Consider the following 14,665-nt stretch of genomic DNA (forward strand, 5'->3'; position numbering starts at 1 on the left):
GAGACCAGAATCAGGACGTACGGTCACACGCCGAGCATCCACCGAAGCGGACTCCCTGCGCATACCCGTTCTCTTTCATCCGGACTATGACCGTCGGCTCCGGCATCGCACCGGATCTGCTGACCCTGACGGCGTAACCCGTCAGGCGCTCGCGGGCTTCCGGGCTTGCGCCCGATTACCGCCGGTGGGGATTTTCACCCCGCCCTGAGAACGAAGGCCGCCCCGATCAGGGCGGCCAATGTCAATTTTCATCGCTGGAGGCCAGCGAGTCAACGCCGGGGAATGCAGATCACGCTGGCTGTGCAATCGGACGCTTCACCGGCTCTTCCACGATCGGCAGATTGATCAGTGCCGACAGCACACCGAACAGCACCGACAGCCACCACACCGGCGTGTAGGAGCCGAACTTGTCGAACACGACGCCGCCCAGCCATGCGCCGAGGAAGCCACCGACCTGATGGCTGAAGAAGGCAAAGCCGTACAGCGTGGCCAGCCAGCGGGTGCCGAACATTAGCGACACCAGGCTTGATGTTGGCGGCACGGTGGAGAGCCAGGCAAGCCCGCTGATGGCGCCGAAGACGAGCGCCGAGGTGGTGGTCAGCGGCAGCATGATGAAGGCCACCGTCGCCAGCGCGCGGGTGAAATAGATGAAGGACAGGATATAGCGCTTCGGCAGTTTGCCCTGCACATAGCCGACCGTCAGCGAGCCGATGATGTTGAACAGGCCGATGATGGCAATCACCCAGCCGCCCACAGCCGCGGGCAAGCCGCGATCGACCAGATAGGCCGGCAGATGCATGGTGATGAAAGCGAGCTGGAAGCCACAGGTGAAGAAGCCCAGCACCAGCAGCACATAGGAGCGGTGGCCAAAGGCTTCCGTGAGTGCGCTCTTGAACGACTGCTTCTGCGCCACCGGCGCGTCGGCGGACGCGGCACTCGCGGTCGGAGTCGCCAAGGCGAGCGACAACGGGATCACCAACAACATCAGCACCGCGAACACGGTGAGCGTCGCCTGCCAGCCGGTGTTGTCGATCATCGCCACGGTGAAGGGCGCAAAGATGAACTGGCCGAACGAGCCTGCGGCGGTGCCGGCGCCGAGCGCGATGCCGCGCCATTCCGGCGGCACCAGTTTGCCGAAGGCGGACAGCACCAGATTGAACGAGCAACCCGACAGGCCAAAACCGATCAGCAGTCCGGCGCTGATATTCAACTCGAGCGGTGTCGAGGAATAGCGCATCATCAGCAAACCAGCCGCATAGAGGAAGGCGCCGAGGCAGATCACGCGCACGCTGCCGAACTTGTCGGCGACGGCGCCGGCGAAAGGCTGGCCGATGCCCCACAGCAGGTTTTGCACGGCGAAGGCGAGCGCGAAAACGTCACGGCCCCAGCCGAACTCCTGGCTGAAGGGCTGCATGAAAAAGCCGACGCTCGAGCGCGGCCCGAAGGTGAGCATGCCGATCAGCGATCCGCAGATGATGATCACCAGCGGCGTACGCCAGCCAAAACCAGATGCCGGGCGCGTCGCGCCGTCGATTGCCGCCATGTCGTTTCCCCGGATCGAATTCGGATTGAAAATTCAGCCGGCCCAAGAGCGCAGGCCCGGTCCGGATTGGACGAGAGATTAATGCATTCGCATGGAAATCCCAATGGCGATGATGGGGATTTCGGGGAATGCATTGCTGGGATGCAGGGCCACGCAGACGTCATCACAGCCCAGGGCCGGGATGACATTTTGCGGAATCCAAAATGGAAAGAGCGATGCCGGGCATGGCATCGCTCCTGGCAGGCTCGGAGGTAAAGTCGTGGCCGTTACGGCTTGATTTCGGAGAGCTTGGCGGAGATTTCTGCCGTCTGCGCCGCCGTGCCCCAGCTTGGCGCCTCGCTTCCGTCGCCCCAATTGCGCGGACGATAGAAGGAATGCACGCCGGTCTTGTACATCTTCTTCATCTCGCGGACCCAGGACGGGTGCACCCAATAGGCATGGTAATGTGTGGACTTCGCGACTTCCGGCAGCCAGATCCGGCCGTCCAGCGTCGCCTTCGCGATCTTGCGGGCGCGCTCCCACATATCCGGCTCTTTCACGACATCCGGAATGCCGTCGCAGGCGAAGGTGAACTGGCAGGCCAGGCGGCGATGCTTGTTCTGGTAGACGACGCCGCAGACGGTTGTCGGATAGAAGCCGGAGAACACGCGGTTCATCACCACCTGCGCCACCGCCATCTGGCCGCGCACCGCCTCGCCGCGGGCCTCAAAATAGATGGCTTCCGTCAGACACTTTTCCTGCTTGCCGCGGGTCTGCTCGGTGAGACCCATACGTTCGGCCGGTGTCTTCGCACGCTGATTGGCGCTGTTGACCTCGCCTTTGCCGGCAACGGTTTCGCCGCCGTCGGTCGGGTTGATCGCCGCATGCGGAACCACCGCTGTAGCCTTCATGTCAGGATCAAGCGTCGAGCCCGGCATAGCTATGCCTGGCACGACTGTGCCTGGCATTACGATGGTCGGCTCTTCGCCGGGCTGCCAGCGTTCCATTGTCTCGACCGATGCGCCAAGCGACGAACTTCCGAAAAACAGGCTCGCGGTTTTCACAGAGAAGCCGTCCTTGGCCGGCGCCGGCTCGACGGGGATCACCGCCGCATCGGTCTTGGCGTCCTCGGTGGGCTGCACGGGCTGCGATGCGTCGTATTGAGCGAGCGGCGGGGCACGCAGCGCTTCATCGAGCTCGGGATCGAGCGGGGCATGCTGCAGGGCCGGCAGTGCATCGACGGTCTTCGCGCCCATCACCGATCTGTTGTCGTCGAATGAATCTTGTCTGGCCGGCTCATCGGGCGCCACGGTCTCCGGCGCGCGGATGGCCAGGCGATCGCCCTTCAGCGAGCGATCCACCTTGGGGAAATCGGCGGCCTCATAGCGGCGCGGCGGTTGCGCTAGCGGATTGCGGGTCAGTGCACCGGTGATGTCGATGCCGGAATTGTCGAGGCTGGCGAGTTGCAAGGTGGGATTGCGCGAGCCCGTTCCCATCGGGCGGCCGAACGAGAATGTCGCAACCTGGATGGAGGAGACGGCGGGCGCGAACACGCGCTTCTGCCAACGTTCGGTCACGCCCGGCTGGCGAGCCAGCAGCGAGGCGATGTCCTGATAGCCAGATTCTGTCGGGGCCAATGCGAAAACGCAGAGACCGAAGCCGAAGAACGCGCCACGCGCGCCCTTCGGCCGGTTACGCAGTACTAACATCGATACGCTCACGCAACGCTTACACCAGCATCGCCTTGCACGGCACTAATCTGCACATCCGTACATTTCGATCTATTTCGTTAGTACGGAATCAAAGTTGCCGCGGAGTTAATCGGCGATGCAACGACGCCACACGCAAGCTGCACGAGCGCAGTGCGAAATCATTCGAAAGCCTTGGTAAACCGCGGCTCCACAAAAGTAGTAAACATCGCGTTGACAAAGAAGATGAAGAGAAATTTGCGCGCGCGTGAAAATGTTTACGAGTTCCATTCCGACGCACGAACAAACACGGCATGAGGCAAGCAATAAAAATGGCCGAGGAACTCCCCGGCCATTTTTCAGATCATGAAATCAGCGAAGCACTTACGCCTGGCTGGAAATTTCCTTGCCGAGCGCAGCCTGTGCTGCAGCGAGACGCGCGATCGGCACGCGATAGGGCGAGCACGATACGTAGTCGAGACCAATCTCATGGCAGAAGGCTACCGATGCCGGATCGCCGCCGTGCTCACCGCAGATACCAACCTTGATATCGGGGCGAGTCTTGCGGCCACGCGCGACGCCGATTTTCACAAGTTCGCCGACGCCGCTGCGGTCGACCGTGATGAACGGATCGACGGGCAGAATGCCCTTGGCTATATAAGTACCGAGGAAGCTCGCGGCGTCGTCACGGCTGATGCCGAAGGTGGTCTGCGTCAGATCGTTGGTACCGAACGAGAAGAACTCGGCGGTCTCGGCGATCTCGCCGGCCAGCAGACAGGCGCGCGGCAGTTCGATCATGGTACCGACCGAATAGTTCAGCTTGCCGCCAGTCTCCTTCATCACCGCCACCGCAGTGGCATCGATGCGCGCCTTGATGAGATCGAACTCCATCTTGGTGACGATCAGCGGCACCATGACTTCGAGGCCGACCTGTTCGCCAGTGCGCTTGCCCGCTTCGATCGCGGCTTCGAACAGCGCGCGGGCCTGCATCTCGGCGATCTCCGGATAGGTGATCGCAATGCGAACGCCGCGGAAGCCGAGCATCGGATTGAACTCGGCGAGATCACGCGCACGGTCCGCAAGCTTGCGCGGATCGGTGTTCATGACACGAGCCACTTCCTCGACTTCACCCTGGGTGTGCGGCAGGAATTCGTGCAGCGGCGGATCGAGCAGACGGATCGTGACGGGCAGGCCCTTCATGATCTCGAACAGCTCGACGAAGTCGGCGCGCTGCATCGGCAACAGCTTGGCGAGCGCGGCGCGACGCGCCTGCTCGTCTTCGGCGAGGATCATCTCGCGCACGGTGCGGATGCGAGTCTCTTCGAAGAACATGTGCTCGGTACGACAAAGGCCGATGCCTTCGGCGCCATACTTGATGGCGGTGCGCGCATCTTCCGGCGTATCGCCGTTGACGCGGACCTTGAGCTTGCGGACCTTGTCAGCCCAACCCATCAGTGTTGCGAATTCGCCCGACAGTTCCGGCTCGATCATCGGCATGCGGCCGGACAGCACATGGCCAACCGAACCGTCGATGGTGATGACGTCGCCTGCTTTGAACACACGGCCACCAATCGACATGGTGCCGCGGCCGTAATCGACGCGGACAGTGCCGCAGCCGGAGACGCAAGGCTTGCCCATGCCGCGCGCGACCACCGCCGCATGCGAGGTCATGCCACCGCGGGTGGTGAGAATGCCTTCAGCGGCGTGCATGCCGTGAATGTCTTCCGGCGAGGTCTCGACGCGAACCAGAATGACCTTCTTGCCGTCAGCTTGCAGCTTGGCGGCTTCATCCGACGAGAACACGATCTCGCCCGATGCCGCGCCCGGCGATGCCGGCAGGCCGGTGGCGATGACGTCACGATTGGCTGATGGATCGATGGTCGGATGCAGCAGCTGATCCAGCGAAGCCGGATCGATGCGCGATATGGCGTCCTTCTGCGAGATCACGCCTTCATTGGCCAGTTCGACCGCGATGCGGATCGACGCCTTGGCGGTGCGCTTGCCGTTGCGGGTCTGCAGCATCCAGAGCCGGCCCTGCTCGACCGTGAACTCCATGTCCTGCATGTCGCGGTAGTGCTTCTCGAGCTGGGTATAGATGCGCGTCAATTCCTTGAACGCTTCCGGCATCGCCGCTTCCATGGACGCCTTGTCCGAACCGCTCTCGATCCGCGCGTCTTCGGTGATGTCCTGCGGCGTGCGGATGCCCGCCACAACGTCTTCACCCTGTGCGTTGATCAGAAATTCGCCATACAGCTTGCTCTCGCCGGTCGAGGGATTGCGCGTGAACGCAACGCCGGTGGCCGAGGTCTCGCCCATATTGCCGAACACCATGGCCTGCACGCTGACGGCGGTGCCCCACGACTCCGGGATATCGTGCAGGCGGCGATAGGTCACCGCGCGGGTATTCATCCAGGATGAGAACACGGCGCCGACGGCGCCCCAGAGCTGCTCGTGCGGATCCTGCGGGAAGTCCTTCCCCGTTTCGCGCGCGACGGCTTCCTTGTACTGGCCGACGAGCTTGACCCAGTCGTCACCATCGAGATCGGTGTCGAGCGTGTAGCCCTTGTTGTCCTTGTAGGTGTCGAGAATGTCTTCGAAGTGATGATGCTCGAAGCCGAGCACCACGTCGGAATACATCGTGATGAAGCGACGATAGCTGTCATAGGCGAAACGCTTATCGCCCGAGAGTGCGACGAGTGCTTCCACCGTGGTGTCGTTGAGACCGAGATTGAGGACGGTGTCCATCATGCCCGGCATCGAGGCGCGGGCGCCGGAGCGCACCGAGACCAGCAGCGGATTTTTCTCGTCGCCAAAGCCCTTGCCGGTGATCTTGCCGACGGCCTCGAGCGCCTTCTCCACCTGCGACTGCAATTCCTTCGGATAGGATTTTCCGTTCGCGTAGAAATAGGTGCAGACCGAGGTCGGAATGGTGAAGCCAGGAGGGACCGGCAGACCCAGATTGGCCATTTCGGCGAGGTTCGCGCCCTTGCCACCGAGCAGGTCGCGCAGGCCGGCCTTGCCCTCGGCCTTGCCGCCGCCGAACGAATAAACCCACTTGCCGGCCTTGATGACGTCAGTCACCGGCTTGCTGGTGGCCTTCTTGACGGCCTTGGTCGCCGAAGTCTTGGCTGTAGAAGATTTGGCCACAACCGCCTTCTTGGATGCGGGAGCCTTTGCAACAGGCTTCGGAGCAACCTTTGCTTTCACAGCCGTTTTGGCCTTCGCCGCGGATTTAGCTGCAGGCTTGGCAGCTGGCTTCTTGAGCGCCTTGCGGGCCACCGATGCTGTTTTGGGCGCAGCCTTGGAGGGCTTTGACTTCACAGGGGCTTTTTTGGACTTCGAGGCGGTTTTGGCCATGGTTCTCAATCAATCCGCGAGAGGAAACGACAGGGAAATGTGCCGCGTTACACCACGTTTCAGGGACGTGGCGCAAGCAGCCCGGAGGTACCGCTGTAGGTAACGGCCGTGTCAGAATTTAGCCGATTTTGAGCAGCTTGAAGACACCGAGCCCGGCCAGTCCGATGAAGATCAGATAGATCGCCACCACCAGATTCAGAAACCGCGGCATGATCAGAATCAGAACGCCAGCGATAAGCGCGACAATCGGCTGGATGTGAGCTGCCGTGATGACCATGGAGGATCTCCGTGAGGGAAATTGATTCGACGCAATGCGCCGCGGGGATTTAGCAGCATAAAGACGCCATGCCCATCAATGGGTTCCCGCATACCTGCATGCAATGCATCAAAAACCAGCATTTGCGCGTGGAAAATTCCGGAACGATCGCTGGTGGCATGCATTGGCCGACGGTGAATAAACCAGACTAGGCTGGATGGCACAGACCGGCGCGCAAGCCGGACATCGTTCACGAAGGAGACGATCATGCGAAACAGACTTATTGCAGCAGCGGCCCTTGTCGGCGCGCTCGGCACTCCGCTGGCCGTGCAGGCTCAGGGCGTCACCGTCGGTGTATCGGGCGGCGATCGCGTCATCGTCGATAACAGCGATCCGGATGGCATCACCGTGCAGGAGCGTCCGGCATTTCGTGAATATGTAGTCCGCGAACGTGTACCGACATTCACCGTGCCAGATCGCATCGTGGTTGGCACGACGCTGCCGGATGCCGGCGTGACCTATTACGACGTGCCGCAGACGGTCGCGACGACGCCGTATCGTTACACGGTGGTGAATGGTCAAACGGTGCTGGTGGAGCCGCGCTCGCGCCGCATCGTGCAGGTCGTCGATTAGCACGTCATGTTGAAAAAAGATTCGTTCGGGCGCCGCGAATGGCGACCGGGCGAAGAAGCCCCGCCCCGGTTATCCCCCACCGGGCGGGGCTTTTTCTTTGCGCAGGACTACGAGCTCTTCAGCAGCGACAGGATGTGGTTCGTCGACTTGTAACTCGCCACCGCATTGTCGCGGAAACTCGGCGACCAGTTGGATGCGGTCCGCTCCTCATCGCTCATCGCCGAATAGGTGTTGAGAATGCCAAGACTGAACTGGCTCGGATCGCCGCTCTTCTGGCTTGCCTGCAACGCTTCGAGAATACTGGTGCGATTGCGTGAATCGAGCACCTGCTTGGCGGCGAAGCTCTCTTCCTTCGAGAACAGACCATCCTGATTGAGCGAGATCGCCGAGAGCGAACGGTTGTCGACGGCGGAGAAATCCGCGAGCTGGCCGGTCTTGCGGCGGCTGTCATAAACGAGTTCGCCCTTGCCGGCCTCGAGCGCCGCCTTGGCCTGCGCATCCAGCGCCGCACGCACGCTCTTCGCTACACTCGCGATGTCCGGCACGGGCACGGTCGTATCGGGCTGCGCGAGATAGGCGGCGACGGGATCGTTGGCGATGCCGGACGGCGCCTTGGTCGGTGTCTGCTCGGTCGCCTGAATGCCCTTCAGCACGGCCTCGCGCTGCGCGGACCAGGCCGCCGAGGCTTTCTCTTCGCTGCCCGCGGCATCGAGATAATCCAGCGCCGCCTTGTAGATGCCGCTGAAATCGCCGGTGAGTTTGGCCGTGCCTGCGGCAGGCGCGAGCGCCGCATTGAAGCGATTGCCCAGTTCGGCCTGGGCGACCTTCTGCTCGTCGGCGGTGAAGGTGCCGCCATTGTTGGTGGCCATGGCGTAGAGCGAACGGCGATCCAGCGTCGAAAGATCGATGGTCAGCTTGCCGTCCTTGTCCAGCGGACCCGTCGCTTTTGCGGCCACATATTGGGCCGCCAGCTTCGCCCGGAGATCTGTGACGACGGTCGCGATATCCTTGTCGGAGCCGGAGCTCGCCAGCTTCGCCCGCGCCGCCTCCGACAGCGTCAGATTGGTCGCGGCGTCGGACGAGGACGACGATGCGCTCTCGTTGCTGTTGAGCGCATTGGCCAGCGACGGCTGGGCCGTGGCCGCGGCCCGCGCATAGGCCGAGCCGTAATTGGCATAGGGATTGAGGCCGGTATTGACCGAGGTCATGGGGCAGTCCTGTCCGCGCTAGGAATGCGACGGTTAAGAAACCGTTACGGAACCGGACCCTTTCAAGTTGTAGTTAATGAAAGGTAAATGTTTCGGGAGATTGCTGGAAATATCGCACGGCGCGATCTTGCCCCATCCTCGTCATTCCGGGGCGTGTGCGCATCTTCGCGCGCGCGAACCCGGAATCTCAAAGTGTTCAAAACATATCGGGATCCCGGGTTCGACCTCCGCGGCTTCGCCGCTGCGGCCGCCCCGGGATGACGAGTGGGGCGCGCGCACGCGCCCCACTCGTCAATCCTGGATCTTCGAGAAATCCGCCACCGCACGCGTCGCCGCACGGATCTCGTTCAGCAGCTTCAGACGATTTTCGCGGACCGCCGCATCATCGTCATTGACCTTCACCTTGTCGAAGAACGCATCCACCGCCGGCCGCAGCTTGGCCATGGCAGTCATCGCGCCGGCGAAGTCTTCCTTGGCGACAGCCGCGCTCGCTTCCGGGCCTACTTCGGCAATCGCCTTCGCCAGTGCCTTTTCTTCATCGAGCTTGAACAGCGCGGCATCCGGCGCGCCGTCGAACTTGCGTTTGTCCTTCTTCTCCTCGATAGCGAGAATGTTGTTGGCGCGCTTGGTGCCGGCCAGCAGGTTCTTGCCATCGTCGCTGTCGAGGAATTTGCCGAGCGCCTCGACGCGGCGAACGACCATCAGCAGATCGTCCTGGCCGCCGAGTGCGAACACTGCATCGACGAGATCGTGACGCGCGCCTTGGTCGCGGAGCTGGCCTTTGAGGCGGTCGGCGAAGAAGGCGAGGAGATCGACGGCGCGCTTGTCAATCTGCACTCCATTGATGCGCTCGTAGGTGACGACAGTCGGAGCTAGCGCGTGAATGCCTTTACTCTCAACTACATTGCTCTTATCCGAATGATAAAAGTCGTCGAATACCTTCGTAAGAAGCGGTGCCAAGTCGAGCCTTAGGGAGGCTTCCAGCACAACGCGGATCACGCCGAGCGCGGCGCGGCGCAGTGCGAACGGATCCTTCGAACCCGTCGGCTTCTCGTCGATGGCCCAGAAGCCCACCAGCGTATCGAGTTTGTCGGCAAGCGCCACCGCGACACTGACGAGATCACTCGGCACGCGATCGGTCGGGCCCTGCGGTTTGTAGTGATCCTCACTCGCGGCCGCGACAGCAGCGTCTTCGCCCTGCGCCAGCGCGTAGTACTTGCCCATCAAGCCCTGCAGCTCAGGGAATTCGCCGACCACTTCAGTGAGTAGATCGGTCTTTGCGAGTTGCGCCGCACGCTTGGTCTTTGCCGCATCGGCGCCGACCAGCGGGGCGATCTCGGCGGCCAGCTTTTCGATACGCGCGATGCGCGCAGCCTGTGTGCCCAGCTTCTCGTGAAACACGATCTGCTCGAATTTCGGCAGCCGGTCTTCCAGCTTCGTCTTGAGATCCGTCTCGTAGAAGAACTTCGCGTCCGACAGACGCGCCCGGATGACGCGTTCGTTGCCGGCGATAATCGCCGTGCCGCCGTCACTTGCTTCGATATTGGCGGTGATGATGAACTTGTTGGTCAGCTTCTGGGTCTTGGGATCGCGGACCACGAAACATTTCTGGTTGGCGCGAATGGTGGCACGGATGACTTCATCGGGGATCGACAGGAAATCCTTGTCGAACGAGCCCATCAGCACGACAGGCCATTCGACCAGCCCCGCCACTTCATCGAGCAGCGCGGGGTCTTCGACCAGTTCATAGCCTTGCGCGAAAGTGAGCTGCCGCGCGTCGGCCAGGATGATCTCCTTGCGGCGCTCGGGATCGAGCACGACCTTGGCGGCCTGCAGCTTCGATACGTAGTCGTCGAAGCGGCGCACCTCGATGGCATCGGGCGCGAGGAAGCGATGACCGTAAGTGGTCTGGCCGACACTGACGCCGCTGAGGTCGAACTGCACGACTTCCGGTTCTTCGGTGTCGATGCCGAAGGTCGCGACGATGGAGTGTAACGGACGCACCCAGGTCAGCGCGCTGGATTTTGCGGAAGCCGCGCCCCAGCGCATCTGCTTCGGCCACGGGAAGGTGCGGATGATGACGGGGAGGATCTCGGCCAGCACGTCGACTGTCGGCTTGCCCGGCTTTTCCGTCAACGCGATGTAGAAATCGCCCTTGGGGTCGCGCTGGATCTTGGCCTCATCCAGCGAAGCGAGGCCCGTCGCTTTCAGAAAACCCTGGATCGCGGCTTCGGCACCGCCGACGCGCGGTCCCTTGCGCTCCTGCTTGAGGTCCGACTGCCTGTTAGGAATGCCGTGCACCGTCAACGCCAGACGACGCGGCGTCGCGAAGGCCTTGGCGCCTTCATAGACAAGGCCTTCTGCAACCAGACGGTCGGTCACGATGCGGCGCAGATCTTCTGCCGCCTTGGCCTGCATGCGGGCGGGGATTTCTTCGGAGAACAGTTCGAGGAGAAAATCGGGCATCAGGCAGCACTTCCGGCTTCGGTATGCACCCACGCGTCGCCGCAGGCCTTGGCCAGCTCACGAACGCGCATGATGTAGCTCTGGCGCTCAGTGACCGAGATCACGCCGCGCGCATCGAGCAGATTGAAAACATGGCTGGCCTTGATGCACTGGTCATAGGCCGGCAGCGCCATCAGATGTTCTTCGCGCTTGCCGCCCTTCCAGCCGGCGTCGAGATACTTCTTGCAGGCGGCCTCGGCCATCTTGAACTGCTCGAACAGCATCGCAGTGTCGGCGTGTTCGAAATTGTGCCGCGAATATTCCTGCTCGGCCTGCAGAAAGACATCGCCATAGGTCACCTTGTCGGCGCCCTCGCGGCCGTTGAAGTTGAGATCGTACACACGATCGACACCCTGCACATACATCGCAAGGCGTTCGAGGCCGTAAGTGAGCTCGCCGGCCACCGGCGCGCATTCGACGCCCGCGACCTGCTGGAAATAGGTGAACTGGCTGACTTCCATGCCGTCGCACCAGCATTCCCAACCAAGGCCCCAGGCGCCCAGCGTCGGGCTCTCCCAGTCGTCCTCGACGAAGCGGACGTCATGCAGGGCGGTGTCTATGCCGATGGCTTTCAGCGACTGCAGATAGAGATCCTGCAGGTTCGCCGGCGATGGCTTCATGATCACCTGGAACTGGTAATAATGCTGCAGCCGGTTCGGGTTCTCGCCATAGCGGCCATCCTTCGGCCGGCGCGACGGCTGCACATAGGCGGCCTTCCAGGGCTTCGGCCCCAGCGCGCGCAAGGTCGTCGCGGGATGGAAGGTGCCGGCACCCATTTCCATGTCGTAGGGCTGCAGGATCACGCAGCCCTGCTCGGCCCAAAACCGCTGCAGAGCGAGAATGAAGCCCTGGAACGAACGTTCCGGGCGCATGTGCGGAGGCAGGGAGTCCATGGTGGTTTCGGGCCGTTTTTCCGGGGATTCGCCAAGGGGATCAAGGCGGATCAAAGCGCGCGGACCGTATCGGCGCGGCCATCCGGAATCAAGGCAATGCGGCCCGATTTGGCGGTAACCGGCGGGTAACCGCGCCGGCAACTGGCCTGATCCGCAGAGGCACTCGTTAAGTGCTGCGCGCTATCCTGACGGCATCGATGGGAACGAACCCGGTCATCGGGACTTACCCCATCGAAAGGCCCGAACGATCCAAGTCGCGCGGGTCGAAGACCTCCAAGTCTTTAAGTTGTCCAAACGTCCAGGGCCAAGGGACCTCCAAGCCTGAAAGCCCAACTTTGTCGCCGGTCTCGAGGACGTGCCCCGTCCTCGGGCCGGCGCAAATGTTTTGGGGCCCGGTTTGCGGCGGCTAACCCGGCCGATACGCGCCCGTCACGGGATCACGGCGCAGGGTCGGGACTTCCGTGGTCCCGCTGCGTTCAGCCACCCGCGCCTGACGGGCTTCTTCCAGTTCATGATTGATCCGCTTGGCGGTTCTATAGGCCCAGCGAACAACGGCTGCGCTCCCGAGCGCGCCTGCGAGTGCGACCAGCGGCGGCATCTGTCGATTCCTGTCGTTCATCTCAAGCCCCCTGCCGATAGTCTCGCGCAACTGCCGGTTTCCCGCAATTGGCTTTTGCGACACCAAATGCCGCGCAATACCGTCCTGCTAAAAGCCGTATTTGGACCACAGCGCACGAGTCTCTAGCGCCGAGATCAACTGCTCCGGCAATCCCGACAGACCGTCCATCGATAGCTGCGAACCTGCGCCCGACTTGCGGCCGAGCAGACCAGACAACATGCCGGACGGCTGCGCGATGACAGGCATCTGCACCTTGTCACCGTAGCGCGCGCGCAGCACCGAACGCAGATCGCCAATGGCATCGCTGAGGCCGAGCGCGATGGATTTTTCGCCGGCCCAGTATTCCCCCGAGAACAGCACATGCTCGGCGCCCTTCAGCCGGGCACCGCGGCTCTCCTTCACGAGATTGATGAAGATCGCGTGGATTTCGCGCTGAAGCGATTTCAGCCGCGCCACATCATCGGCATCTTCCGGCAGGAACGGATCGAGCATCGCCTTGTGCTCACCCGCCGTATAGAGGCGGCGTTCGACGCCGATTTTCTTGATCAACTCTTGAAAACCGAAGGTGCCGCCAACGACGCCGATGGAGCCGACGATCGACGACGGATCCACGAAAATTTCATCGCCCGCACAGGCGATCATGTAACCGCCGGACGCGGCGACGTCCTCGACGAACACATACACCGGTAGTTTCTTCTCCGCCGCGAGCTGGCGGATGCGCAGATAGATCTGCCGCGACTGCACCGGCGAGCCGCCCGGCGAATTGATCACCAGCGCAACGGCCTTGGCATTCTTGGTCGCGAATGCCTTGTCCAGCAGCCTCGCGACGCCTGCGAGCGACAATCCCGGCCGCAGCGGCGTCACCGCGCCGATCGTGCCGGACAGACGCACGACCGGAACGACGGCAGAAGCGCGACGGAAACGCGCAGGCAGCAGCCTTGTGATCGCCGCTTTTAAATTGGATTCGCTCATTCAAATTTCCTCGACATTAACCAACTTTTATCACGCTGCTGTCATTGAACCGAGAGACGCTTTCAGCGTTTGAAAACCATAACAGGCCTTGACGCCGCAGCGGGAGAAGACATGAAAATCTATCTGCTCATGCTGATCATCGGCACACTTCTGACGGCGATTCATTTCACGTCCGCGCCGCAGAAACGCTCCGAAACAGCTCCTCAATAAACCGACACGACTGCGGCATCGCCTAGAGCGATGTCGGAAGCGATGACCAAGGCAGAACCGCCTGCCCGGCCAGCACGCGCTGGATATGGAGATCAGGCGCGCCATTCGCATCCCGCAGAAAGATGCCCGGCTCAATTGCCGCAGGCGCACGGCCACCCTTTACAGCACGCACCAACACCCTGATTGCCGGTGCCGTCGCATCGCCATGCACTGGCATGACTGCGACACTGCCGAATCCGCGGCCCAGCGCAGCCAGCACATCGGCAAGCCCGTCCGCGCGCCAGATCAGCGTCAGCACGCCACCGGATTTGAGCAACCGGCGCGCAGCGTGAATCCATGTCTGCAGCGTGTCTTCCGTCGCGACATGGGCGATCTCGCGCGATTTGTTCGGCGAAGCGCGATGGCGCGCGAGATCGTTGAAGGGCGGATTCATCAGCACCGCGTCGGCGCTGTCTTGCGGCAAACCTGCGGCAACGAAAACATCCGCGCTGGCCGCGATATCGAGGGTCGCGACAGTCGCCGCGATACCGTTTGCCGCGACGTTTTCCCTCGCCAATTCAGCCAGTTGCGGATCGATTTCGACCAGCGTCAGCGATACTCCGGACACGCGTCTGGCCAGCGCCAGACCGGCCGTTCCGACGCCCGACCCGAAATCGACGACTTTGTCACCGTCTTGCGTCACCGTTGCAGCCGCCAGCAAAATCGCGTCATGGCCGGCGCGATGACCGGATTTCGGCTGCCGCAGCCGCAACTGGCCACCCAAGAAGCCGTCCTCCGTGGTCACGATCGCGTCAGCCATGAG

Annotated in this window: 11 protein-coding genes and 1 riboswitch; of the genes, 1 reads left to right on the plus strand and 10 read right to left on the minus strand. The window is 62.1% G+C overall.

The features are described 5' to 3' along the window. Positions 1–63: 63 nt before the first annotated feature. A riboswitch (FMN riboswitch) is annotated at positions 64–216 on the minus strand. Between the two features lie 73 nt (positions 217–289). The 4 genes from AB8A33_RS22745 to AB8A33_RS22760 form a co-directional block, all read right to left on the minus strand. Then, positions 290–1,543 (minus strand): MFS transporter, encoded by a 1,254-nt coding sequence (locus AB8A33_RS22745; RefSeq protein ID WP_068733180.1) that lies wholly within the window; start codon positions 1,541–1,543, stop codon positions 290–292. A gap of 266 nt (positions 1,544–1,809) precedes the next feature. Further along, positions 1,810–3,231: a cell wall hydrolase gene (locus AB8A33_RS22750; RefSeq protein ID WP_439094833.1), complete on the minus strand. Its 1,422-nt coding sequence runs from the start codon at positions 3,229–3,231 to the stop codon at positions 1,810–1,812. A 363-nt stretch (positions 3,232–3,594) separates the two neighbouring features. Then, positions 3,595–6,567, minus strand: coding sequence for a pyruvate, phosphate dikinase (gene ppdK, locus AB8A33_RS22755; protein ID WP_439094834.1), 2,973 nt, complete (start codon positions 6,565–6,567; stop codon positions 3,595–3,597). 118 nt (positions 6,568–6,685) lie between these two features. Next, entirely contained in the window at positions 6,686–6,844 is a 159-nt protein-coding gene (locus AB8A33_RS22760) for a DUF3096 domain-containing protein (RefSeq protein WP_081421867.1), read from the minus strand. A gap of 246 nt (positions 6,845–7,090) precedes the next feature. On the opposite strand from AB8A33_RS22760, the gene AB8A33_RS22765 reads away from it, so the two are divergent. Continuing rightward, complete coding sequence (locus tag AB8A33_RS22765) at positions 7,091–7,456, plus strand: DUF1236 domain-containing protein (RefSeq protein ID WP_439094835.1); 366 nt, start codon at positions 7,091–7,093, stop codon at positions 7,454–7,456. Positions 7,457–7,563: 107 nt separating this feature from the next. Here the strand turns inward: AB8A33_RS22765 and AB8A33_RS22770 are convergent, their stop codons facing one another. The 6 genes from AB8A33_RS22770 to AB8A33_RS22795 all read right to left on the minus strand — a co-directional run bounded on the left by AB8A33_RS22770 (position 7,564) and on the right by AB8A33_RS22795 (position 14,662). Next, complete coding sequence (locus tag AB8A33_RS22770) at positions 7,564–8,664, minus strand: hypothetical protein (RefSeq protein ID WP_439094836.1); 1,101 nt, start codon at positions 8,662–8,664, stop codon at positions 7,564–7,566. Positions 8,665–8,955: 291 nt separating this feature from the next. Next, on the minus strand, positions 8,956–11,130 hold the full coding sequence (gene glyS / locus AB8A33_RS22775; protein WP_439094837.1) for a glycine--tRNA ligase subunit beta: 2,175 nt from the start codon (positions 11,128–11,130) through the stop codon (positions 8,956–8,958). Beyond that, entirely contained in the window at positions 11,130–12,062 is a 933-nt protein-coding gene (locus tag AB8A33_RS22780) for a glycine--tRNA ligase subunit alpha (protein ID WP_439094838.1), read from the minus strand. Before AB8A33_RS22780 ends, glyS begins: the two co-directional genes overlap by 1 nt. A 406-nt stretch (positions 12,063–12,468) precedes the next feature. Continuing rightward, positions 12,469–12,660, minus strand: coding sequence for a hypothetical protein (locus AB8A33_RS22785; protein WP_089262464.1), 192 nt, complete (start codon positions 12,658–12,660; stop codon positions 12,469–12,471). A 108-nt stretch (positions 12,661–12,768) separates the two neighbouring features. Continuing rightward, positions 12,769–13,653, minus strand: coding sequence for a S49 family peptidase (locus AB8A33_RS22790; protein ID WP_439094839.1), 885 nt, complete (start codon positions 13,651–13,653; stop codon positions 12,769–12,771). Positions 13,654–13,885: 232 nt separating this feature from the next. Then, a complete protein-coding gene (locus tag AB8A33_RS22795) occupies positions 13,886–14,662 on the minus strand; it encodes a tRNA1(Val) (adenine(37)-N6)-methyltransferase (protein ID WP_439094840.1) in 777 nt (258 codons plus the stop codon). Positions 14,663–14,665: the final 3 nt, after the last annotated feature.

The sequence above is a fragment of the Tardiphaga sp. 813_E8_N1_3 genome, from assembly GCF_051811025.1.
GTDB lineage: Bacteria > Pseudomonadota > Alphaproteobacteria > Rhizobiales > Xanthobacteraceae > Tardiphaga.